Origin of the sequence: Tropicimonas aquimaris, from assembly GCF_042676185.1 — a bacterium.
GTDB classification, from domain to species: domain Bacteria; phylum Pseudomonadota; class Alphaproteobacteria; order Rhodobacterales; family Rhodobacteraceae; genus Tropicimonas; species Tropicimonas aquimaris.
Genome location: NZ_JBHTJT010000038.1, coordinates 191858 through 212583, shown reverse-complemented (window position 1 = coordinate 212583; position 20726 = coordinate 191858). Strand labels below are relative to the sequence as shown.

Annotated in this window: 22 protein-coding genes; 13 read left to right on the top strand and 9 right to left on the bottom strand. The window is 66.0% G+C overall.

Translation table 11 applies throughout. The features are described 5' to 3' along the window. The first annotated feature begins 18 nt into the window (after window positions 1-18). From ACFQ2S_RS17410 to ACFQ2S_RS17390, 5 genes are read left to right on the top strand one after another with little or no spacing between them, the layout of a single operon-like run. Window positions 19-567 (top strand): TRAP transporter small permease subunit, encoded by a 549-nt coding sequence (locus ACFQ2S_RS17410; protein WP_089234119.1) that lies wholly within the window; start codon window positions 19-21, stop codon window positions 565-567. Next, window positions 564-1847, top strand: coding sequence for a TRAP transporter large permease (locus ACFQ2S_RS17405; RefSeq protein WP_386076394.1), 1284 nt, complete (start codon window positions 564-566; stop codon window positions 1845-1847). The genes ACFQ2S_RS17410 and ACFQ2S_RS17405 overlap by 4 nt, the downstream gene beginning before the upstream one ends. A 36-nt stretch (window positions 1848-1883) precedes the next feature. After that, window positions 1884-2642 carry a 5-oxoprolinase subunit B family protein gene (locus ACFQ2S_RS17400; protein ID WP_386076393.1) on the top strand — a complete coding sequence of 253 codons (759 nt, stop codon included), beginning with the start codon at window positions 1884-1886 and terminating at the stop codon, window positions 2640-2642. Continuing rightward, window positions 2639-3649 carry a 5-oxoprolinase subunit C family protein gene (locus tag ACFQ2S_RS17395; RefSeq protein WP_386076391.1) on the top strand — a complete coding sequence of 337 codons (1011 nt, stop codon included), beginning with the start codon at window positions 2639-2641 and terminating at the stop codon, window positions 3647-3649. The genes ACFQ2S_RS17400 and ACFQ2S_RS17395 overlap by 4 nt, the downstream gene beginning before the upstream one ends. Window positions 3650-3670: 21 nt before the next feature. Continuing rightward, window positions 3671-4054, top strand: a complete 384-nt coding sequence (locus ACFQ2S_RS17390; RefSeq protein WP_386076390.1) for a LamB/YcsF family protein — start codon at window positions 3671-3673, stop codon at window positions 4052-4054. Window positions 4055-4111: 57 nt separating this feature from the next. Here the strand turns inward: ACFQ2S_RS17390 and ACFQ2S_RS17385 are convergent, their stop codons facing one another. The 3 genes from ACFQ2S_RS17385 to ACFQ2S_RS17375 form a co-directional block, all read right to left on the bottom strand. Beyond that, window positions 4112-5629 (bottom strand): malonate--CoA ligase, encoded by a 1518-nt coding sequence (locus ACFQ2S_RS17385; protein WP_386076388.1) that lies wholly within the window; start codon window positions 5627-5629, stop codon window positions 4112-4114. A 13-nt stretch (window positions 5630-5642) separates the two neighbouring features. Further along, entirely contained in the window at window positions 5643-6890 is a 1248-nt protein-coding gene (locus ACFQ2S_RS17380; protein WP_386076387.1) for a malonyl-CoA decarboxylase, read from the bottom strand. An 81-nt stretch (window positions 6891-6971) separates the two neighbouring features. Continuing rightward, entirely contained in the window at window positions 6972-7358 is a 387-nt protein-coding gene (locus ACFQ2S_RS17375) for a YciI family protein (RefSeq protein ID WP_386076385.1), read from the bottom strand. A 197-nt stretch (window positions 7359-7555) separates the two neighbouring features. Between ACFQ2S_RS17375 and ACFQ2S_RS17370 the strand changes: the two genes are divergently transcribed. Genes ACFQ2S_RS17370 through ACFQ2S_RS17335 form a run of 8 tightly spaced genes read left to right on the top strand, consistent with a single transcriptional unit; the run spans window position 7556 to window position 14307 of the window. Further along, complete coding sequence (locus ACFQ2S_RS17370) at window positions 7556-8344, top strand: fumarylacetoacetate hydrolase family protein (protein ID WP_386076383.1); 789 nt, start codon at window positions 7556-7558, stop codon at window positions 8342-8344. Then, window positions 8341-9006, top strand: a complete 666-nt coding sequence (locus ACFQ2S_RS17365; protein WP_386076382.1) for a malonic semialdehyde reductase — start codon at window positions 8341-8343, stop codon at window positions 9004-9006. The genes ACFQ2S_RS17370 and ACFQ2S_RS17365 overlap by 4 nt, the downstream gene beginning before the upstream one ends. Window positions 9007-9015: 9 nt before the next feature. Further along, window positions 9016-9471 (top strand): OsmC family protein, encoded by a 456-nt coding sequence (locus tag ACFQ2S_RS17360; protein ID WP_386076380.1) that lies wholly within the window; start codon window positions 9016-9018, stop codon window positions 9469-9471. Window positions 9472-9500: 29 nt separating this feature from the next. Then, window positions 9501-10586, top strand: coding sequence for a C4-dicarboxylate TRAP transporter substrate-binding protein (locus ACFQ2S_RS17355; protein ID WP_386076379.1), 1086 nt, complete (start codon window positions 9501-9503; stop codon window positions 10584-10586). Between the two features lie 25 nt (window positions 10587-10611). Continuing rightward, window positions 10612-11178, top strand: a complete 567-nt coding sequence (locus ACFQ2S_RS17350) for a TRAP transporter small permease subunit (RefSeq protein WP_386076377.1) — start codon at window positions 10612-10614, stop codon at window positions 11176-11178. 5 nt (window positions 11179-11183) lie between these two features. Beyond that, complete coding sequence (locus ACFQ2S_RS17345) at window positions 11184-12482, top strand: TRAP transporter large permease (protein ID WP_386076491.1); 1299 nt, start codon at window positions 11184-11186, stop codon at window positions 12480-12482. Between the two features lie 11 nt (window positions 12483-12493). Further along, complete coding sequence (locus ACFQ2S_RS17340) at window positions 12494-13369, top strand: dioxygenase family protein (RefSeq protein WP_386076375.1); 876 nt, start codon at window positions 12494-12496, stop codon at window positions 13367-13369. A gap of 38 nt (window positions 13370-13407) precedes the next feature. Then, complete coding sequence (locus tag ACFQ2S_RS17335; protein WP_386076373.1) at window positions 13408-14307, top strand: amidohydrolase family protein; 900 nt, start codon at window positions 13408-13410, stop codon at window positions 14305-14307. 102 nt (window positions 14308-14409) lie between these two features. On the opposite strand, the gene ACFQ2S_RS17330 is transcribed toward ACFQ2S_RS17335, so the two are convergent. From ACFQ2S_RS17330 to ACFQ2S_RS17305, 6 genes are all read right to left on the bottom strand, one after another. Continuing rightward, window positions 14410-15105 carry a GntR family transcriptional regulator gene (locus ACFQ2S_RS17330; protein WP_386076370.1) on the bottom strand — a complete coding sequence of 232 codons (696 nt, stop codon included), beginning with the start codon at window positions 15103-15105 and terminating at the stop codon, window positions 14410-14412. Between the two features lie 201 nt (window positions 15106-15306). Then, window positions 15307-16584, bottom strand: coding sequence for an amylo-alpha-1,6-glucosidase (locus ACFQ2S_RS17325; RefSeq protein WP_386076369.1), 1278 nt, complete (start codon window positions 16582-16584; stop codon window positions 15307-15309). A 9-nt stretch (window positions 16585-16593) separates the two neighbouring features. Further along, entirely contained in the window at window positions 16594-17637 is a 1044-nt protein-coding gene (locus ACFQ2S_RS17320) for an ABC transporter ATP-binding protein (RefSeq protein WP_386076367.1), read from the bottom strand. Between the two features lie 31 nt (window positions 17638-17668). Then, window positions 17669-18511 (bottom strand): carbohydrate ABC transporter permease, encoded by an 843-nt coding sequence (locus ACFQ2S_RS17315; RefSeq protein WP_386076366.1) that lies wholly within the window; start codon window positions 18509-18511, stop codon window positions 17669-17671. Continuing rightward, complete coding sequence (locus tag ACFQ2S_RS17310; RefSeq protein WP_386076364.1) at window positions 18508-19353, bottom strand: carbohydrate ABC transporter permease; 846 nt, start codon at window positions 19351-19353, stop codon at window positions 18508-18510. Before ACFQ2S_RS17310 ends, ACFQ2S_RS17315 begins: the two co-directional genes overlap by 4 nt. 96 nt (window positions 19354-19449) lie before the next feature. Further along, a complete protein-coding gene (locus ACFQ2S_RS17305) occupies window positions 19450-20718 on the bottom strand; it encodes an ABC transporter substrate-binding protein (protein WP_386076362.1) in 1269 nt (422 codons plus the stop codon). Between the last annotated feature and the right edge of the window lie 8 nt (window positions 20719-20726).

The window sequence follows — 20726 nt, the reverse complement described above, 5'->3', positions numbered from 1 at the left end:
GACAGACAGGGGACCCCGATGGCCGAGGCAATACTGGTGCGGCTTCGCACGGCGAACCGCTGGGTGGCACTGCTTGTCGGGGTCCTTCTGCTGGCCTGCGTGGCCTTCGTGCTGACCGACATCGTTCTGCGCCAGCTGGGCTCATCGCTCGGCGGCACCGACGAGATCAGCGGCTACGTCATGGCGATCGCGACCTCATGGGGCATGGGCTACGCCCTGATGGAACTGGGTCATGTCCGCATCGACATCCTGCGCAGCCGCGTCCGGGCACGCGGCCGCGCTCTCTTCGACCTGCTGGCGATGGCCTCCATGGCCGGGGTGATCTCGCTCATCGCGGTCCGTTCCTGGCCGGTGCTGGAGAGGTCCCTGGCAAACAGTTCGCGTGCCAACACGCCGCTGGAAACACCCCTGGCGCTTGTGCAGGCGCCGTGGTTCGCCGGCTGGGTCTGGTTCGCGCTGAGCACCTGGCTCACCTTCCTGGCGGCGGCCTGGCTGGTCTCCCGCGGCGAGTTCGAACGCTCCGAACACGCCATCGGCACCTTTGGCGAAGTGGATGCGCTCAAATGATCGGCTACCTGACCTTCGGCCTCCTGGCGCTCCTGAGCCTGTCGATCCCGGTGGGGATCGTGCTGTTCCTGCTCGGGTTCGGAATCGACACCTTCTTCAGCCCGTTCCCGCTGATGAAGGGCCTGGGAAACCTCGTCTGGTCCACCTCCAACAACGCCACCCTGATCGCCATTCCGTTCTTCGTTCTGCTGGGTGAGATCCTGGTGCGAAGCGGGATCGCCACGCGGACCTATGCCGCGCTCGACCGTTGGGTGAGCTGGCTGCCCGGCGGGCTGGTCCATGCCAATATCGCCACGGCGACGATGTTCTCGGCCACTTCCGGCTCCTCTGTTGCCACCGCTGCGACCGTTGCCACCGTGGCCATGCCGCAGGCCGAAAAGCTGGGCTACGACCCCAAGCTCTTTTCCGGCGCCATCGCCGCCGGCGGTACGCTCGGCATCATGATCCCGCCGTCGATCAACCTGATCGTCTACGGATTCCTGACCCAGACCTCGATCCCGCGGCTCTTCCTCGCAGGCCTCGTGCCTGGGATCGCGCTGGCGTTGTCCTTTGTGGTAATCACCATGATCATCTGCGCGATCCGACCGAGCCTCGGCGGCGAACGCCGGTTCTTCCCGTTTTCAGAAATGCTGCGAGCACTGGCCGAGCTGATCCCGATCATCCTGCTCTTCACGGTCATCATCGGCTCCATCTACAACGGCTGGGCCACACCGACCGAGGCCGCCGCCGTGGGCGTGGCAGGCGCCATCGTCATTGCCGCGATCTTCGGCGGCGTGAGCCTGCAGATGTTCTCCCAGAGCATCCTCGGCACCATCAAGATCACCTCGATGATCATGCTCGTCGTGATCGGCGCCTCCTTCCTGAACTTCACCCTGGCCTCCGCCGGAATCGGCCGCGAGCTTCAGGCCTTCATCGGCGGGCTCGGCCTGTCGCCGCTCATGACCATCCTCGTGATCGTCTGCATCTACATCGTGCTCGGCTTCTTCATCGAGACGCTGTCGCTGATGGTCGTGACGATCCCGATCATCGTGCCGATCGTGGTCGAGATGGGCTACGATCCGATCTGGTTCGGCATCCTGATGATCGTGCTGATCGAGATGGCGCTGATCACCCCGCCGGTGGGGCTGAACCTTTACGTCGTGCAGGGCGCGCGCAAGAGCGGGACGATGAGCGAAGTCATGCTGGGAACGATCCCCTACATCCTCGCCATGCTCGCCATGGCGGCGGCGTTGATCGTGGTGCCGGAGATCGCGCTCTTCCTCCCCAATGCGCTGGAGTGATCCGGCCTTTTGCCTCTCGCGACTGACGGACGGATTATGCAGGACAGGATCGCCAAAGAAGGTGACCCGCGCTTCCCGCGGGTCCGACCCGTCGGGGTCGACGGGTTGCTGGTCAGCTTTGGCGACCGGCTGAGCGAGCCCGCCAACCGCGCGGCGCTTGCCTTTCGCGATGCGCTCGACCGGGAAGGCCCGCCGGGGATCGAGGAAACCTCGACCTCGCTGGTGTCCACCTACCTGCGGTTCGACCTGCTCCACGGCGATCTCGCGCCGTTGCAGCGCGGCGTCGAGGCGCTGCTGGCCTCCGACGACTGGTATGAGCGCCCGTTGCCGCACGGTCGCAGGCTCTGGCGCATCCCGACCGTTTTCGGCACCGCGCTCGCGCCGCAGCTCGATGAGGCCGCCGCGGCGGCCGGGATGACGCCCGAGGCGGCGATCCGGTCGGTCTCCGCAACCCGGGTGCGGGTGCAGACCATCGGCTTCGCGCCCGGCCAGCCCTACCTTGGCGAGCTGGACGAGGCCTGGAATATCCCGCGCCAGACGGCGCTCACCGACAAGGTGCCGATCGGCGCGCTGGCCGTCGCGATCCGGCAGCTCGTTCTGTTCTCGGTGCCGACCCCGACCGGCTGGCGTCACATCGGGCAAACGGCCTTTCGCGCCTTCCGTCCCGAGAGCGACACGCCCTTCGTGCTGCGGCCCGGCGACGAGGTGCTGTTCGACCCGGTCGCGCCCGAGCTGCTGGAGAAGGTCCGCACCGCGGGGCCGGACGGCGGCGCAACGGCGGAGGCATTGCCGTGAGCCGGGCGCTGATCATCCACCGTGGCGGGCCGAACCTGACCGTGCAGGATCTTGGCCGGCCGGGATACCTCGTCTCCGGCGTCTCCCGTGGTGGCGCGGCGGACCGGCTGGCGCTGGCCGAGGGCGCGGTGCTGCTGGGCCAGCCCGAGGGGCTCGCGGCGCTGGAGATGGTGGGGATGGGCGGCGAGTTCGAGGCGACCGAGGACATGCGCATCGCGCTGACCGGCGCGCCGATGCGGGCGCGGCTCGACGGGGTGCGCCTCGCCTGGAACGCGAGCCACCTGCTGCCGCAGGGCGCGAGGCTTGCCATCGGCGGGGCGGAGAGTGGCAGCTATGGCTATCTGCACGTCGGCGGCGGGATCGCGACGCCCGAGCGCCTCGGCTCCCGGTCCGCGCATCTTGCGGCGGGCATCTTTGGCCCGGTGCATTCCGGATGCGAGCTTCCGGTCGGCCCGGATACGCGCGCCCAGGTCGGGTACCGGCTCGACCCGCAGCCTCGGTTCGAAGGCGGGACGGTGCGCCTCGTGCCGAGCCTCCAGACGGAACGCTTCCCCGAGGCGGAACTGAAACGGTTCCAGGCGACGGAATTTCACCGCGACACCCGCGGCAACCGGATGGGCGTGCGGCTGCTCTTCGATGGCCCCGGGTTCCACGACGAGACCGGCCTGAGCGTGCTGTCGGAAGTGATCGTGCCCGGCGACGTGCAGATCACCGGCGACGGCACGCCTTTCGTGCTACTCGCGGAATGCCAGACCACGGGAGGCTATCCCCGGATCGGCACGGTGCTGCCGGCGGACCTGCCGCGCGTGGCGCAGGCCAGCGCCGGCACGTCGCTGCGGTTCGTGTTCGCGACGCGGCAGGAGGCGAGGGCGATCGAGCGGGCCGAGGCCCAACGGAGGGCGGGCCTGCGCGGCGGCCTCAGTCCGTTGATCCGGCAGGTGGAAGACATTCGCGACCTGCTCGCCTTTCAACTCGTAAGCGGCGTGACCGCGGGCGACGACCTGTAAAGGAACGATCCGAGTGCGGACATGGGCGCGGGCTTCGGCTCCTTGCCGATTGGGAACGATACGGCGCTGCTCAACATCGTGACCTCGACCAACATAGCCTGCGGCTTGCACGCCGGCGACTGGGACGTCATGGCCGTTGCGGTGGCAGGCGACGTGGGCGGCGGTGTGCATCCCGTATTCCCCGACCTGCAGGGCTTCTGTCGCCGACGCATGGACATAGCGGGCGAGAATCTCGGCAACCTCGTGCGCCATCAGCTTGGCATGGTCCGGGCGATCGCGCGCGCAGCGGGCGGGCAGGTGCAGCACATCAAGCTGCACGGCGCGCGTTCCGTCAATCCGGAGATCATTGGCATGGTGCTGGCCAGAACAGCGCAGCCATTTTCACGGCGCGCGCCATTCGCTTGATGTGGTGTGTCAGCAGGTGCATGCAAGCCGCTGACACACAATTGGTTTCCTGAGAGCTCAGGCGTGAGTGAACATGTCCTGGTATTGATCCCTCAGCATGTTCTTCTGGACCTTGCCCATTGTGTTTCGCGGCAACTCGTCGATCACGAGCAGCCGGCGGGGATGTTTGAACCGGGCCAGCGCGCCGCGCACGCTCTCCATGATCGTGTCGAGATCCGGCTCCGCCCCTCGTTCCGGAACCACCAGCCCCAAGACCGTTTCGCCGAAATCGGGATGCGGCACGCCGATGACCGCGCTTTCCAGCACGCCCGGCTGCTCGTCCAGCACCAGTTCGATCTCCTTGGGGTAGATGTTGTACCCGCCGGAAATGATCAGGTCCTTGTTGCGTCCGACGATATGGACGTAGCCGTCGGCGTCGACCTTGCCGAGATCGCCGGTGATGAAGAAGCCGTTGGCGCGCAGTTCGGCGGCGGTCTTCTCCGGCATCTGCCAATAGCCCTTGAACACGTTCGGACCCCGCACCTCGATCTGGCCCACCTCGCCGGATGGCAGGGGCTCGCCGCTGGCGGGGTCGGTGATCAGCAGCTCGACCCCGGGCAGCGGGAAGCCGACCGTGCCGGCACGGCGCTCTCCCTCGTAGGGGTTCGAGGTGTTCATGTTGGTCTCGGTCATTCCGTAGCGTTCGAGAATGCGGTGGCCAGTGCGCGCCTCGAACTGGACATGCGTCTCCGCCAGCAGCGGCGCCGAGCCCGAGACGAACAGGCGCATGTGGGCGGCGAGTTCCCGGTTCAGCCGCGGATCGTCCAGCAGCCGGGTGTAGAACGTCGGCACCCCCATCAGCGCGGTCGCCTTCGGCATCATCTCGATGATGCGGTCGCGGTCGAAGCCCGGCAGGAAGATCATGCTGCCCCCGGCCACCAGCGTCACGTTGGTGGCGACAAAGAGCCCATGGGTGTGAAAGATTGGCAGCGCGTGGATCAGCACGTCATCGGAGGTGAAACGCCATTCACGCACGAGGGTGCGGGCGTTCGACAGAAGGTTGTTCTGCGTCAGCATCGCCCCCTTGGAGCGCCCGGTGGTGCCGGAGGTGTAGAGGAAGGCCGCCAGATCCTCGCCGTCGCGCGGCACGGTCTCGAACTCTGCGGGCTGACGGCGCGCGCGGTCCGAAAGGCTGCCATTGCCATCGCCATCGAGCGTCTCCAGCGCTGTCCCGAGCCGTTCCGCAAGGGGGGCAAGCCCCTCGCGGCTCTCCGGATCGCAGACGAGCAGCCGCGCGCCGCTGTCCTCGACGAAATAGGACAGCTCGTCCACCGTGTATGCGGTGTTGAGCGGCAGAAAGACCATCCCGGCCTGGGCGCAGGCGGCATAGAGCGCCAGCGCCTCGGGGGTCTTGCGGACCTGCGCGGCCACCCTGTCACCGGGGGCGAGGCCGATCTCGACCAGCGCGTTGGCGATCCGGGCCGCCATGTCGAGGAAGGCCTGGTAGCTCAGCGTCTCGCCGGCGGGCAGGTGCAGGAAGGGTGCGGATTTGCCGGCATGGGTGCCGAAGAACTCGTCGTAGAGCGGGTTTGCCATTGGGATACCTTTCTCAAGCCCTCGATCGGGACAGCGCGTTGGCGAGGGAGACAACGGCGGGGGCGGCGATGACCTCGTGCGTCGTGGCGTATTTCTCGTGGTTCTGCGCGATCTGCGGCAGTTTGTAGATGTAATTGACCATGGTGCCGCCGGATTGCGTGAGTCCCTTTTCAGAGGTGTCGGCATTGGCGTGAACGTCATGCACGATGGCGCCGTTGCCAAGGTGGAAGCGCGCCACCGGGTCGACGGGCTGGCCGTCTGCCCGTTTGGCGTTGAGCAAGTAATCGGCGGCGATGCTGCGCATCCGGGCCGCATCGGCGCCTTTCCAGTCGCGCCCCTCGCGCTCCAGCCAGGCTGTCAGGCCGGGAATCGGCGAAAGGGTCACGAAGGTCTTGAGCCCGCCCAGTTCGGCGGCAAGGTCGCGCGCGACCTGCTTGATCAGCGAATTGCCGAAGCTGATGCTCGCCAGCCCCGCCTGGCAATTCGAGATCGAGTAGAAAGTCGCCGTGTCGGCGGCCTCGGCGGCCAGCGGCTTGCGATCCTCGGCCAGCAGCGCCTGCACCGAGCCGGGAATGCCCTGGGTGAGGGCCACCTGGACGAAGATCAGCGGATCGTCCGGCATTGCCGGGTGGAAGAAGGCAAAGCAGCGCCGGTCGCTCGGCTCCAGACGGCGGCGCAGGTCGGCCCAGCTGTCGATCGCGTGCACGGCCTCGTAGGCGATGATCTTCTCGAGAATGTTTGCCGGGCTCTTCCAGCTGATCGGGCGCAGCACCAGGAACCCGCGGTTGAACCAGGAGGAGAAGAGATGCCGGAAATCGAGGTCGAGCGCCTCCAGCTCCGGCTCGCCGCGTCCGAGACGCAGCAGGTCTGCGCGCATCCGCACCAGCTCGGCGGTGGCTCCCGGCACCTGGTTCAGCCGCCGGATCAGCTCCTGCCGGCGTGGCTCCGAGGCGGCGATGAAGGCGCGGTAGCTGTCCCGGGAAGGCGCGTGCTCATAGGCGTCGAGCGTGCTGCGAACAGCCTCGGGATCGATATTCATGTCGGTCGCGATGTGACGGAAAAAGCTTCGCTTTTCATCGTCCGACATGGTGCGGAACCGGGCGAGTATCTCGGAGGTGAGCGCGCGGCCGGAGATCTCGCCGGTCGCCCCGACAAGGGCGCGCGCGAGTTGCTCGGGGCTGCGCCCGTCACGTCGGTTCGGCACCAGTTCGCGGTAGCGGCGTTCGAAAACCGTCGAGAGGAGATCGGCGAGAAGTGTCATGTTGAAACTCCCGGAACTGGGGACAAGGAACGTGTGGCCTGGCGTGGCCGGGGTGGGTGCCGGGACATGCGCGTGGCCAGGCTAGCTCAGGGTGACGCGCTGGCCGGACAGCCCGACCGAGAGGGTCAGGTTTCCTTCGTTCACCAGCCAGCGCCGGATGTCGAAGCTGCGGGCCCCTGAGGCGTGCATCGGATCCGCCTCGGCCAGCGCACGCGCCGCCTCCAGCGATTCGGCGCGATAGATGATCAATCCCTCGCCCTGGAGCATATCACCCGTGGGGTCCGAGACCGGTCCGGCCAGCACGAGGTTTCCCGCGGCTTCCTGTCTCGCCTGATAGGCGAGGTGCTCCGGCAGCATCGCGGCGAGCTCTTCGGGCGGCCTCGCGGGGGTCGAGCGGACGATGAACAGTTCAAACGCAAGGGCACCGCGCTCCCGCGCCTGCCGTTTGTAGTCGTTCCATGTAGGCATGATTTCCTCCTTATTTTCCCGTTGATCATAAAATATCGATTTTATTTGACAACGGGAAATATAATCAGCAAAACTTGAGCAAGCAGACAGGAAAGGGAGCGGGGATGCGATTCAGGGTCGGCACGAGCGAGGCAGGCTTCGGCGTTCATCTTGTTGACGGTGACGTGGCGGTTTGTTTGTCGGAGTTGGACGAATCTGTGGGGTCGGATCTGATGGGTCTGATCCGGGGGGATGTGAATGTCGCGTCCCTGTCGGAGGCGATTTCGCGGGCGGACAAGGTTCCTGCGGCGAGCATTGTGCCTGCGATGCCGATCGCGCGGCCCGGCAAGGTGGTGTGCCTTGGCTTGAATTACGTCGATCACATCAAGGAAGGCGGCTACGAGGTGCCGGTCTATCCGGCGCTGTTCCTGCGCTGCCAGACCTCGCTTATGGCGGCAGGCGAACCGATGGTGCGTCCGAGCTGCTCCGAGCGTCTGGATTACGAGGTCGAGCTGATGGTGATCATTGGCAAGGGCGGCAAGCACATCCCGGAAGAAGAGGCGCTGTCGCATGTGTTCGGCTACACGATCTTCAACGACGGTTCGGTGCGGGATTACCAGCGCAAGACGCACCAGTGGACGCCGGGCAAGAACTTCGACTCGACGGGCCCGATCGGGCCGGACGTAGTGACGCCGGACGAGTTGCCCGAGGGGGCGGTGGGCCTGAAGATCGAGAGCCGTGTGGGCGACGAGATCCTGCAGAGCGCGACGACCTCGGACATGCTGTGGTCGGTGGCGCGGACGATCGCGACGGTTTCCGAGTATTCCACGCTGGAGCCGGGCGACATGATCGCAATGGGCACGCCGCCGGGGGTTGGTCATGCCAAGACCCCGCCGCGCTGGCTGCGCCCGGGCGAGACGGTAGAGGCGGAGATCGAGGGCATCGGGATCTGCGCGAGCCCGATCGTGGCCGAGGAGGACATCGCACATACGGAGGCGGCCGAGTGAATGCGCTGACTGGAGAGGCTTTGGCCCGGGCGCGGACCGCGGCGCAGGAGCGGGTGCGTGAGCTGCGCGCCGCCTGCGAGCGGCTGGACGACGCCGCGATAGACCTGATCCTGCGCGACGCCCGTTCGCACTACGCCTGGACCGATCGCCCGGTTCCGCGCGCGCTGCTGGAGGAGGTCTACGAGATCGCCGCCGGCGGGCCGACCAGCATGAATTGCTGCCCGGCGCGGTTCGTCTTCGTGGAGAGCCCCGAGGCCAAGGCGCGGCTGGCGACATCCCTGAAGGCGAAAAACGTGGAGAAGATGATGTCGGCGCCGGTGACGGTGATCATCGCCCATGACCTCGAATTCTGGAAAGAGCTGCCGTTCCTGTTTCCGCACGAGGACCGCCGGCCGCATTTCGAGGGGAAACCGGCGCATTCGGAGACCACGGCGTTCCGCAACGGGACGCTGCAGGCGGCCTATTTCATGATCGCTGCGCGGGCCGTGGGCCTCGACACCGGGGCGATGTCGGGCTTTTCCAACGAGATCGTGGACGAGGCGTTCTTCGCCGGCACCACGCTGAGATCCAACTTTCTGCTCAACCTCGGTTACGCGGACGAGACGGCGCTGTTCCAGAAGCTGCCGCGGTTCCCGTTCGACCGGGTCTGCAGATTCGTCTAAGGGCGCGCGATGGCCATTCGCCAGAAGAGTCAGGTCACGGTGCGGATGCGGGGGACGGCGAGCAGCCATTCCCACGTGGAGGTGGCGGTGCGCGACCTGACGGCCGAGATCGACGAGCCGGTGGAGCGTGGCGGCACCAACCGCGGGTTCTCGCCGACCGAAACGGCCTATGCGGCGCTGATCGGCTGCACCAACACCATCGGCCACAAATGCGCCGAGGCGCTCGGGGTGGATATCGGGCAGCTGGGTTTCGAGATGGAGGTCGACTTCGACCGCCGGGGCGTGTTGCTTCAGCAGGAGGTGGCGGTGCCGTTCACCGCGATCCGGCTGCAGGTGACCGCCGACGGCCCGGCCAGCGCGGAGGAGCTGGACCGGGTGGCTGCGGAGACCGCAAAGTACTGCGCGATCTCCAAACTTTTCGAAGGCGCCGGAACGAAACTGGATATCCGCTGGCGCCGGAACTGACGCTGAACGTGACATCAAGGGAGGACATGATGATCAATATCCGGACCAAGGCCGCAGCCCTCGGGCTTCTTGCGGCAACTGCCCTGACAACCCCGGCGCTGGCCGCCGAGAAGATCACCGCGGTGGTGATCGACGGCTACCCGGCCAAGGCGCTGTGGGTGCAGGAGTTCACCGACTTCTTCATCCCCGAGGTCGACAAGCGCCTGGCGGAGACCGGCAACTACGAAATGGAATGGCAGGAGAGCTACGGCGGCTCCATCGTCAAGCCGGGCGGCGTGCTCGACGGGATCAAGCTGGGCCTGGGCGATATCGGGGTCGTCACCACGATCTTCCACAGCTCCAAGCTGCCCAGCCAGGCGATCTCGGCGGTGACGCCCTTCGTGGCGGCCGATTCCGTGGCGGTGGCTCGGGCGGTGGACGAGATCGCCAAGGAATTCCCGACCATGCAGAAGGAGTTCGAGGCACAGAACCAGGTCTACCTGGCGACCGGCGTGGTGCTGGACTCCTACCAGCTGTTCTCGAAGAACGAGATCGCCTCGCTGAAGGATATCGAGGGCGGCAAGGTCGCAGGGGCGGGCATGAACCTGCGCTACCTCGAAGGTATTCCGGATGCGGCGGGTGTGCGCGGCGGTCTGACCGATTTCTACAACATGGTCCAGACCGGCATGACCGACTTCGCCCTGCTCTGGCCGGAAGCGGCTCAGACCTTCAAGATGGCGGAGGTGGCGCCCTACATGCTGAAGGCCGATCTCGGCGCGGTGAACACCAAGACGATCACCGTCAACAAGGATTACTGGGACGGTCTGCCCGACGAGGCGAAGGGCGTGCTGCAGGAGGTGGCGGTGCTCTATCGCGACCACGTGGCCGGCATCGCGATGGAGCGCGCGGGCGAGAGCATGGACGCCTACGTCGCCGCCGGCGGCACCATCGTCGAGCTGAGCCCCGAGGACCGGGCGGCCTGGGCCGAGGCAATGCCCAACATCGCGGCGGAATGGGCCAAGGAACTCGATGACGCGGGCGAGCCCGGCACCGAGATGCTGAATGCCTATCTCGGCAAGCTCCGCGACGCCGGCTACGCACCGGTCCGTGACTGGACGGCCGGGCCGACCAACTGATACCTGACAGGCCGGAACCACTCACATGACGAACGGGACCTTCAAGACCCTCGCGACCGGCCTGTCCAGACTGGCCAGCGGCATCGCCATCTCGGCGAATGCCGTTGGCACCATTGTGGTGCTGCTGCTGGTGCTGGTGGTCAATTTCGACGTGATCGCGCGCGGCGTCTTCAACAAGCCCTTCCTCGGTGCGGTCGAGGTGGTGCAATTCTCGATGGTGCTGATCGTCTTCCTGCAACTGCCAGACGTCATCCGGGTCAACCGGCTGACCCGCTCCGACGGGTTCCTGACGGTGCTGGGCAGCCGCTATCCGCGCACCCACAACATCATCCGTCAGGCGATCAACGCGGTCTCGGCGGTGTTCATGACGCTGATCGCCATCGCGATCTGGCCGGAATTCACCGAGATGCTGGAGACCCGGGACTATTTCGGCATCCCCGGCGTGTTCACAGCACCCTGGTGGCCGATCAAGCTGGTGATCTTTCTCAGCGCGGTGCTCTGCGCGCTGGTCCTGCTGCTGAAGATCGCGCTCCGCGAGGACAATTTCGAGCTGGTGCACATTCCCGAACATGAAGAAGAGGATCTCTCGTGAGTCCCATGGAGATCGGCCTCGCCTCGGTCGCAGCGATCGTGGTGCTGGTCTATATCGGGGTTTATATCCCCGTCGCGCTCGGCGTGGTGTCGTTCATCTCGATCTGGCTGATGCGGGACAATTTCGACCTGGCGATGAACCTGCTGAAGATCGCCGTGGGCGACAGCGTGATGGAATACACCTTCGCCACGGTGCCGCTGTTCACCTTCATGGGGCTGATCGTCTCGCGAGCCGGGCTGGGGGGCGACATCTACGAGGTGATGAACTCGGGCTTTCGCAAGGTGAAGGGCGGGATCGGCATGGCCACGGTCGGCGCCAACGCGGTCTTCGCAGCCGTCACCGGCTCCTCGATCGCCTCGGCCTCGGTCTTTTCCAAGGTCTCGGTGCCGCAGATGCTCTCGTACGACTACAACCCGCGCTTCGCGGTAGGGGTGGTGGCGGGGTCCTCCGTGCTGGGCATGATCATCCCGCCCTCGGCGATGCTGATCATCTATTCCTTCGTGGCCGAGCAATCGGTGGGCGACATGTTCCAGGCCGGGATCGTGCCGGGGCTGATGCTGGCGGCTGCCTATGTCGGCTGGATCTGGGTGATGGGCCGCTTCGCGCCGGACTATATCGGCGGCCGTCCCTTCGATGAGACCGAGTGGCTGAGCTGGCGCGAGATCGCCGACAAGACGCTGCCGATCACGCTTCTGATCGTGGTCGTGCTGGGCGGGATCTATACCGGCTGGCTGAGTCCGGTGGAGGCCGGCGCCACAGGCTCGGCCCTTGGGCTGATCATCGCCGTGGCCCGGCGCCGGATCACGCTGCACGGCTTCTGGCACGCGTTGCTGGAGACCGGACACATTACCGCGGCGATCCTGTTCCTGATCACCGCCGCCTCGATCTACAGCCGGATGCTGGGGCTGGCCGGTGTGCCCAACGCGCTCGGCGATTACCTGGAGGCGGCACAGTTCAGCTTCTTCTGGGTGATGTTCTTCTATGTCGTGCTGATGATCTTCCTCGGCACGCTGCTGGACACCTCCTCGATCATTCTGATCGTGGTGCCGCTGTTCCTGCCGCTGATCGAACCGATGGGGCTGAGCCTCGTGTGGTTCGGCATCGTCACCGTCGTGGGGGCCGAGATCGGCCTGCTGACACCGCCCCTCGGCATCTCCTGTTTCGTCATCAAGGCCACGCTGAACGACGAACGGATCTCTCTCAAGGACGTTTTCGTCGGGGCATTTCCATTTGCCGTGGTGATGCTGGTCGTCCTGATCCTGCTGATCCGCTTCCCCTCGCTCAGCCTCGCCATCCTGAACTAGAAGGCAGTCCCATGCGCAACGTCACCAAGGACAACATCACCGAGGTCTTCGCCGCCTATTTCGGCGAGGACACCGATCCGCGCACCCGGCAAGTGCTGATCGCGCTGGCGCGCCACATCCACGACTTCGCCCGTGAGGTGAACCTCAGCCACGACGAGTGGCGCAAGGGGCTGGAGTTCCTCGAATGGGCCGGCCGGATCACCACACCGGAGCGCAACGAGTTCGTGCTGCTGTCGGACGTGCTCGGCCTCAGTTCGCTGGTCGACATGATGCACTCGACGCCCGAGGCGACCTCCTCCTCGGTGCTCGGACCGTTCCACGTCTCCAACCCGCCGGCTCTGGAGATCGGCGGCGACATGAAGCGGGACTTCGAGGGCGAGGTGCTGCTGGTCGAGGGAACGGTGCGCGACACCAGCGGCAAGCCGATCCCCCGCGCCATGATCGACATCTGGCAGACCGCGCCCAACGGCATGTATTCGAGCCAGGACCCCGACCAGGACATCCATTCCTTCCACGGGCTCATGACCTGCGACTGGGAGGGCCGCTATGCCTTCACCACCGTGCGGCCAGTCAGCTACACCGTGCCCGACGACGGGCCGGTGGGCGAAATCCTGCGCGCCGCCGGCCGCCACCCCTGGCGGCCCTCGCACCTGCATTACATCGTTTCCGCGCCGGGCCACCGGCAGCTCGTCACCGAGGTCTTCCCCGACGACGATCCCTATCTCGACCAGGACACCGTGTTCGGTGTCCGCGACGACCTTGTCATGACCTATGTCCCGCAGCCCGCCGGCTCCTTCCCCGAGGGCTTCGCGCTCTCCGGCAAGGTCGAGGGCAGCTATTCCCGGGTCGATTTCGACCTGGTCCTTGCCCCTCTGCACGAAGCCTGACAGGGATCGAAGGACACCCGCACGGAAGGACGACACCCATGCGCTCCCGCTCCCTGGCAGGGCTGGCCCTGCCGCTCATACTCGCCGCCGCCTGCGCGTCGGCGCAGCCCGCGGGCGGCGCGGGCGAGCCGCCGATCGGAGAGGCGGTCTCCGACTTACCGATCTTCGACGCCCATGTCCATTACAAGGAGCCGGCCTGGGACGCCTATCCGGTGGAGAGCGTCATAGAGCTGATGGACCGCTCCGGAGTGGCGATGGCGCTGGTCTCCTCGACCCCCGACGAAGGCACGATCATGCTCTGGGAACACGCGCCCAACCGCATCGTGCCGGAGTTGCGCCCCTATCACGGCGACGCCGGCTCCTCCAACTGGACCAAGGCGGAGGGGATGGAGGACTATCTCCGCGCGCGGCTCGAACGCTACCCGCACGAGGGAATCGGCGAGTTTCACATCCACCGGCTCGACACCTCCGACGAAGCGCTCTTCCGCGCGGTGATCGCGATGGCGAAGGCGCGCGACATCCCGCTCCACGTCCATTCCGGCGCCGAGCCCGTGCGCTGGCTCTACAGCCTCGACCCCGAGGTCCGGATTATCTGGGCCCATGCCGGGCTCGGCGAACGGGCCGACGCGGTCTTCGCGCTGATGGCGGATCATCCGACCTTGCTGGCCGACACCTCGCTGCGCGAGCGAGCCATCCTCGGCAGCGGCGACCGGCTGGACCCGCAATGGGAACGCATACTGTTGACCTTCCAGGACAGGCTGATGGTCGGCAGCGACACCTGGGTCAACGGCCAGTGGGACAATTACGAGGCGATCATCGCCTCCAACCGCGCCTGGCTGTCGAAGCTGCCGCGCGAGGTGGCCGAGAAGATCGCCTATCGCAACGCTGAGCGCATCTTCGGCCGCGAGATCTCGATGGAGCAGATCGGCACCCGTTGAGCGCGCGGGCAGGGGGGCTTGCTACCGGGCACAGCCCGTGCAGCGGTCGCGCCGCATCCGCGGCGCGGGCCTGCGGCCCAGGCACAAGAGGTGGAGCTGCGCTCAGTCCCCGGAGGCCTGCTTGCTGAACAGACCGTTCAGGAAGGCCCCGGTCTGACGGTAATGGCTCAGCAGCCGCTCCGCCGCGAGATCGGCGTCCCGGTCTACCGCCGCGTCGAGGATCGCCTGATGCTCGGCCGAGACGTCGCGCTTCTGGTAGTCCAGCGCCTTGCCGGCAAGATACCGGTAGCGGATGTTCAGATCGTAGAGCTGGCTGCAGAATTTCATCAGGATTGGGGAGCGGCAGTTCGACAGCAGCGCCATGTGGAAATCCTTGTGCCGCGCCTCGAAGGCCTCCAGATCGCTCCGCCCCTGGCGGACCATCTTGTGATGCGCGAGCACCAGCGCGTCCTCCCATTGCTCGTCGGCGTGGGCGATGCTCTGGCGCAAGGCCATCTCCTCCAGCTCGCAGCGAAGGGTCAGGATCTCCACGAAGTTCTCGTGGCTCGTTTCCGCCGCCCGAAAACCGCGCTGGTCCAGGCGCTCCACCAGGAGATCCGATGTCAAAAGGCTCAACGCCTCCCGAACCGGAGAGGCGCCCGTGTCCAGAACCGAGCGCAAGCGGTCGATCTTCAGCTTTTGCCCGGGCTGCAACTCGCCGACGACGATCATGCGGCGCAACGCCAGATAGGCGCGATGCGTCGCCGAGGATTCCTGTGATGCCGCCTCGGCGGGCGTTCTTGATGCTCCATTCTCCATGGATAGGATAATATCGTTTTTTTGTGCCGGGGCAAATGCTCGATACGGAAGGATTAAGGGCAGAATGATGGAGCGTTAGATGAAATATCGGCCGGTTCCAGAGAAACCGGCCGACCCGCATCTGTCACAAATTCGACAACTTACCAAATTTTACTATTTTGTCGATGTCGTGGTTCCGCGGATGCGAAGCCGTGACGCCTGTCAGGCGGCTTCCCTTACCTGGTCGAGGATCTCGAGGACCATTGCGGCTGTCCAGGTGAAATGCGCCCCGCCGCAGGGTTCCGCGGTGATCGGGTCGTAATACTCGGCGAAGCCGCTGCGCTCGATCAGGCGCAGGCTGTCCTCCATGATCCGGTCGACGATCTCCGGCTGGCCGGCGCGGGTGAGACCGTCGGCGATCATGTAGTTGACGATCAGCCAGGCCGGCCCGCGCCAGTAGCGGCGCCCGTCGTAATCCGGGGCCGTGGGGTCGTGGCTTGGGATCAGGTATTCGCAGGATTTCCCCAGTTCCTCGATGCGCCGGGCGATGCCGGCGGCGCGGTGCTCGGGGATGGCGGCGAAGGCCGGGATCAGGCCGCCGACGGACGGGCTCAGGATCGGCGCGCCGATCTTGCGGTCGTAGCAGAGATACTGGCCGAGGTCGTCGCTCCAGAGGCTCTCCAGCGCCGCGACGCCGCGCTGCGCCATCGCGCGGGAGGCGGCGGCGATCTCGGGATGATCCAGCCGTTCGGCGAGGTCGGCCAGATCCTCGCAGGAGCGGATCAGGATCGCGTTGAACCCGGGGTCCACCACCTGGAACGGCGAGCCGTCGTGCAGCTTGCTGGTGTCCCAGTCGAGTTCCCGGAAGGTCTGGACCAGCTTGATGTAGCGCTCGTATTGCGCGTGGGTCGGTCGGTGATCGGGGTTGGCATGGGTGATGTCGCGGCGCTGGAACGGCTGCACGCCCTCGGTCGAGACCCGGTCGAGCGCGGCGTCCCAGTCGATGGAATTGTCGCGCCCGGATTCCCAAGGGTGGATGATGGCGACGAGCCCGGTGCCCTGCGGATCGCGGGTGCGATAGAACCATTCATGCCAGGCATGCGCCTTCGGCAGCAGGTCGCGGGCGCGAGACAGGGCGAGGTCCACGTCGCGGGCCTCGTCGACCATGCGGCGGATGGCGAAGCCTGCCACGGGCGGTTGCGTGATGCCGGAGGTCGGCACCGGCCGGCCCGTGCCCCAGACGTCGGGGCCGGGGAAATAGCCCTCGTCGCGCTCGTGGAAGATGATGTGCGGCACCATCCCGTCGTCCCACTGGTGGGCGAAGAGCGTGTCGACCTCGGTCCAGGCGCGGGCCTCGTCGAAATGCTTGAAGCCGAGGGCGCTCAGGGCGCTGTCCCAGTTCCACTGGAACGGGTAGAGGCCGTGGGTTGGAACCGTGTAGCTGCCACGGTCATTGCGGCGGAGCACCTGCTCCGCCTGGTCGATCAGTTTCTGTCTCATGGTGCTTTCTCAGGCGACGGCGAGCGTGGTTTCAGGGTCGAACCAGCGGATCCGATCCGCTTGGGGGGCAAGGGTCAGGCGATCGCCGGGTTTCACGGTCAGGTCGCTGTCGAGCACGGCGCGGAAGGAATGCCCGTCGACCTCGCAGGTGACGAGCAGATGCGCGCCGAGCGGCTCGACGACCTTGGCGGTGGCGGGCAGGCCGGTCTCTGCCGGACCGAGGTCCTCGGGGCGGATCGCGAACTGGAGCTGACTGGCGCCCAGCCTCGGCCCGTCGATCACCTGTCCCGCGACGGTCCACTTGCCATCGCCCGCCGGTGTCGCGGTCAGGAAGTTCATCGGCGGGTTTCCGATGAAGCCCGCGACGAACTCGGCGGCCGGGTTGCGGTAGACCTCGATGGGCGAGGCGGCCTGAATGATCTTGCCCTGGTGCATGACGCTGATGCGGTCTGCGAGGCTCATCGCTTCCACCTGGTCGTGGGTGACGTAGATCGCGGTGGTCTTGCTCTCGGCCAGCACGCCCTTGAGCTCGGCCCGCATCTCGAGCCGCAGCAGCGCGTCGAGGTTTGACAGCGGCTCGTCCATCAGGATCACGTCGGGCTCCATCGCGAGGGCGCGGGCCACGGCGACCCGCTGGCGCTGGCCGCCCGAGAGCTCGCCCGAGTAGCGTTTGAGAAGCTGCTCGATGTGCATGAGCGTGGCTGTGCGTTCGACCCGCTCCTTGACCACATCGTTGGGCAGCTTCTGCATCCGCAGACCGAAACCGATGTTCTCGAAGACAGTCAGGTGCGGAAACACGGCGTAGTTCTGGAACACCATCGCGATGCCGCGATCCTTGGGCGCGAGATGGTCCACCCGCTTGCCGCCGATCCACACCTCTCCGGTGGTGGCGGTCTCGAGGCCCGCGATGATCCGCAGAAGCGTGGTCTTGCCGCAGCCCGAGGCCCCGAGCAGCACCATGAACTCCTGGTCGTGGATCGTGAGGTTGATGTCGGAAAGCGCCTGGTAGGCGCCGAACTTCTTGGCGACGTTCTTGATCTGGATTTCAGCCATATCTCAGGTTCCTTGTCCGGTCGCGTCCCGCTCAGCGGTTCGCGATGCCCCACATGGCGAAGAGGTATTTGCGCACGGCGAAGATGAAGATCAGCGCCGGCACGACGAGGATGAAGCCACCCGCAAACTTCAGGTGCAGCGGCGCCTCGCCGAGCGTCTGCAGCAAGAAGGCGGTGAGCGTGCGGTTCTCGATGGTGAGCACTGCCGCGGCGAAGACCTCGTTCCACGAGATCACGAAGGCGAAGATCGCCGAGGCGGTGATACCAGGCAGGATCAGCGGCAGCACGACCTTGGTGAAGGCCGTGAAGCGCGTGCAGCCGAGCGTCCAGGCGGCTTCTTCCAGCTCCACCGGGATGCCGGAGAACAGCGAGAAGGTGATCAGCACCGCGAAGGGGATCGCCAGCGTGGTATGCACCAGCGCCAGCCCGAAGGCCGTATCGTCGAGCCCGGTGCGGATGAACAGCACCGCCAGCGGCAGCGCCAGAAGCGGCAGCGGAAACGCCCGGGTGAGCAGGATCAGCAGCCGGAACAGCTCCTTGCCCCGGAAGTCGAACCGCGACAGCGCATAGCCCGCCGGCGCGCCGATCGTGATCGAGAGCACCATCGTCATCGCGGCGACGACGACGGAGTTCTTGAGCGCGACCAGCATCCCATCGAACCCGGCAAAGAACTGCAGGCTGCCGAGGTCGAACTCGGGGATGAAGGACTTCGGGAAGCTGTTGACCGTCTCCGGCGAGGAGAGCGTGTTGATCAGCAGCAGGTAGAGCGGGACGATCACCCAGGCGCAGAGCAGCGCGACAGAAGCGGCGTAGACGAACCGGCCGGCCTTGCGCGGCGCGGCAGCCGCTTCGGGAAGCGTATCGGTTGCGGTCATATCGTGGCTCCTTTCGGCACGCGCAGGACACGCAGGATGACGAGGGTGAAGGCGATCGAGATGCCCAGCACGATCAGCGCAAGTGCGGCGGCGGCGCGGCCGTTCTGCAGGTCGAACTGGTAGGCATAGATCTCACCCATGAGGACCGGGAACAGCGTTCCGCCGAGGGCGGCCACCACGGCGAAGACCTCGAAGGCGAGCACCACACGCAGGATCAGCGCAGTCTGCAGCGAGGGCCGCAGCAGCGGCAGGGTGATGCGCAGGAAGCGCTGCCAGGGCGAGGCTCCAAAGACCTCGGCAGCCTCGTAATATTCCTTGGGGATCAGGCCGATGCCGGCCACGATGATGACCAGCATGATGGCCGTTGCCCGCCAGATCTCGGCCAGGGCGATGGCGAGGAAGACCATGCCGGGGTTCTGGTAGGAGAGCAGGTTCACCGGCTGGTCGACGATCCCGAGCCCGGTCATCATCGAGTTCAGGAAGCCCGACTGCTCGAAGATCGCGAGCCAGATGATGCCGGCGGCGAGGTCGGAGATCCCAAGCGGGATGGTCCAGACATAGAGCACTAGGTCGCGGCCCCGCTCCATCCGGCTGACCATGGTCGCCATGAGCAGCGCCAGGGCGAGCTGTACGGGCACCACGGCCGCGGCCAGCAGAAGGGTGTTCTGCAACGAAATCGGGAACTTCCAGTAGCCCACAACGTCGCGGAAATTGTCGAGGGTGAAGCCGACCCCGTTCGTGAAAGCCTGCTGGGCGACGAGCACGAACGGGTAGAGGAAGAACAGGCAGAGAAAGAGAGTGACTGGCAATATCAGCAGATAGGGCAGAATCCGAGGCGACATCGAACTGCTCCTTTTCTGACGCCGCGAGGCGCCGGATGGATTTTTCGGTGGGATCCGGACGGCGCGGGGCCGTCCGGAGAGGAGAAGGGCCGGTGGTTACTCGACCGGGCAGGCGCCGTCGGAGGGCGCATCCGGGGCCCAGCAGGGCGCGCCGGTTTCTTCCATGATCGCCATCAGCTGCTTCTTCTGGTCCTCGAGGACCTGTTCGATCGGCTGGCCGGCCAGCACGATGCGCTCGAAGGTGTCGACGTAGATCCGGCTGAAGTCGCCGCTCTTTTCGCCGAGGCCGGAGGGCAGCATGCCCGGGTTGGCATCGGGCGAGGCGCTCATCTTGGCGACGGCGGCGCCGGCGGCCTTGACCGAGGGCGGCATGTCGTCGGGCAGGTCTGCCTCGACCACCGGGAAGAAGTTGGTGGCCCGCAGCGTCGCGATCTGGGTCTCGGGCTGCATCAGGTATTTGACCAGCTCCTTGGCGGCGTCCATGTCCGGCGCGGTGGACGGAATGGCGATGCCAGCCAGCACCGGCATGAAGCCGCGGCCGGTCGGGCCGGCGGGGGCCGGGAATGCCACGAAATCGTCGGGCCGGTCATTGAAGGCCTGGGCAAGGCGCGAGGTGTGGTCGAACACGATCCAGGCGTCTCCCGACAGCAACTGCTCCTGCATGAAGGAAAAGTTGGTCGAGGCCGGGTTGGTGTGCTCCCAGAGTTCCAGGAACTTCTGCCAGGCCGTCACCGCCTCGGGCGAGGCGAAGGTGCGGACCACGCCGTCGGTGAAGGACGGATAGAGATAGCCCTGGAAGAACCGGTGCTTCAGCCCCTTGGGGCCGGCCGGGAAACCGAATTTGGGCTGGCCGACGCCCTCGTGCACGTTGGCGGCCCATTCGATCAGCTGGTCATAGGTCAGCGCGTCGATATCGGCGCCCTCGGGCAGATACTGCAACGCTTCCTTGTTGGCGGCCATGATGTAGCTGGCCTGCATCCAGGGCAGGAACTGCATGCTGTCGGTGCCGAGCATGGCCAGCGAGTTGTAGGTGTAGCTGGTCGACTTCACGCCGAGATCGTCGAGGTCGACAAGGGTCTCGGGATCGATCGCCGCGAAATTGCCTTCGAGCGCGCCCAGAACGCCGATCGAACCGGAACCGGCCTGGATCTCGGCCTGAAGGCGGGTCAGCCAGGGGCCTTCCTCGTTGGGCTGGTAATCCACGCCGTCGGCGAAACCGGCGAGCACGTTCTCGCGCATTGCCTGCGCTTCCTCGACCGGACGCGCCTGGGTCGACCAGAACAGCACCTCGGCCTGGGCCGCGACGCCGGTGCAGAGAATGGCCAGTCCGGAGACGGCGCCTGCAAGATTGAGTCTCAGGGTCATGTATTCCT

Excerpts from the sequence above, each read along its gene's own strand:
- ACFQ2S_RS17340 (WP_386076375.1), top strand. The coding sequence starts at position 12,494 with ATGCGCAACGTCACCAAGGACAACATCACCGAGGTCTTCGCCGCCTAT.
- ACFQ2S_RS17345 (WP_386076491.1), top strand. The coding sequence starts at position 11,184 with ATGGAGATCGGCCTCGCCTCGGTCGCAGCGATCGTGGTGCTGGTCTAT.
- ACFQ2S_RS17355 (WP_386076379.1), top strand. The coding sequence starts at position 9,501 with ATGATCAATATCCGGACCAAGGCCGCAGCCCTCGGGCTTCTTGCGGCA.
- ACFQ2S_RS17410 (WP_089234119.1), top strand. The coding sequence starts at position 19 with ATGGCCGAGGCAATACTGGTGCGGCTTCGCACGGCGAACCGCTGGGTG.
- ACFQ2S_RS17320 (WP_386076367.1), bottom strand. The coding sequence starts at position 17,637 with ATGGCTGAAATCCAGATCAAGAACGTCGCCAAGAAGTTCGGCGCCTAC.
- ACFQ2S_RS17400 (WP_386076393.1), top strand. The coding sequence starts at position 1,884 with ATGCAGGACAGGATCGCCAAAGAAGGTGACCCGCGCTTCCCGCGGGTC.
- ACFQ2S_RS17375 (WP_386076385.1), bottom strand. The coding sequence starts at position 7,358 with ATGCCTACATGGAACGACTACAAACGGCAGGCGCGGGAGCGCGGTGCC.
- ACFQ2S_RS17405 (WP_386076394.1), top strand. The coding sequence starts at position 564 with ATGATCGGCTACCTGACCTTCGGCCTCCTGGCGCTCCTGAGCCTGTCG.
- ACFQ2S_RS17385 (WP_386076388.1), bottom strand. The coding sequence starts at position 5,629 with ATGGCAAACCCGCTCTACGACGAGTTCTTCGGCACCCATGCCGGCAAA.
- ACFQ2S_RS17390 (WP_386076390.1), top strand. The coding sequence starts at position 3,671 with ATGGGCGCGGGCTTCGGCTCCTTGCCGATTGGGAACGATACGGCGCTG.
- ACFQ2S_RS17325 (WP_386076369.1), bottom strand. The coding sequence starts at position 16,584 with ATGAGACAGAAACTGATCGACCAGGCGGAGCAGGTGCTCCGCCGCAAT.
- ACFQ2S_RS17305 (WP_386076362.1), bottom strand. The coding sequence starts at position 20,718 with ATGACCCTGAGACTCAATCTTGCAGGCGCCGTCTCCGGACTGGCCATT.
- ACFQ2S_RS17350 (WP_386076377.1), top strand. The coding sequence starts at position 10,612 with ATGACGAACGGGACCTTCAAGACCCTCGCGACCGGCCTGTCCAGACTG.
- ACFQ2S_RS17310 (WP_386076364.1), bottom strand. The coding sequence starts at position 19,353 with ATGTCGCCTCGGATTCTGCCCTATCTGCTGATATTGCCAGTCACTCTC.
- ACFQ2S_RS17380 (WP_386076387.1), bottom strand. The coding sequence starts at position 6,890 with ATGACACTTCTCGCCGATCTCCTCTCGACGGTTTTCGAACGCCGCTAC.
- ACFQ2S_RS17335 (WP_386076373.1), top strand. The coding sequence starts at position 13,408 with ATGCGCTCCCGCTCCCTGGCAGGGCTGGCCCTGCCGCTCATACTCGCC.
- ACFQ2S_RS17360 (WP_386076380.1), top strand. The coding sequence starts at position 9,016 with ATGGCCATTCGCCAGAAGAGTCAGGTCACGGTGCGGATGCGGGGGACG.
- ACFQ2S_RS17330 (WP_386076370.1), bottom strand. The coding sequence starts at position 15,105 with ATGGAGAATGGAGCATCAAGAACGCCCGCCGAGGCGGCATCACAGGAA.
- ACFQ2S_RS17315 (WP_386076366.1), bottom strand. The coding sequence starts at position 18,511 with ATGACCGCAACCGATACGCTTCCCGAAGCGGCTGCCGCGCCGCGCAAG.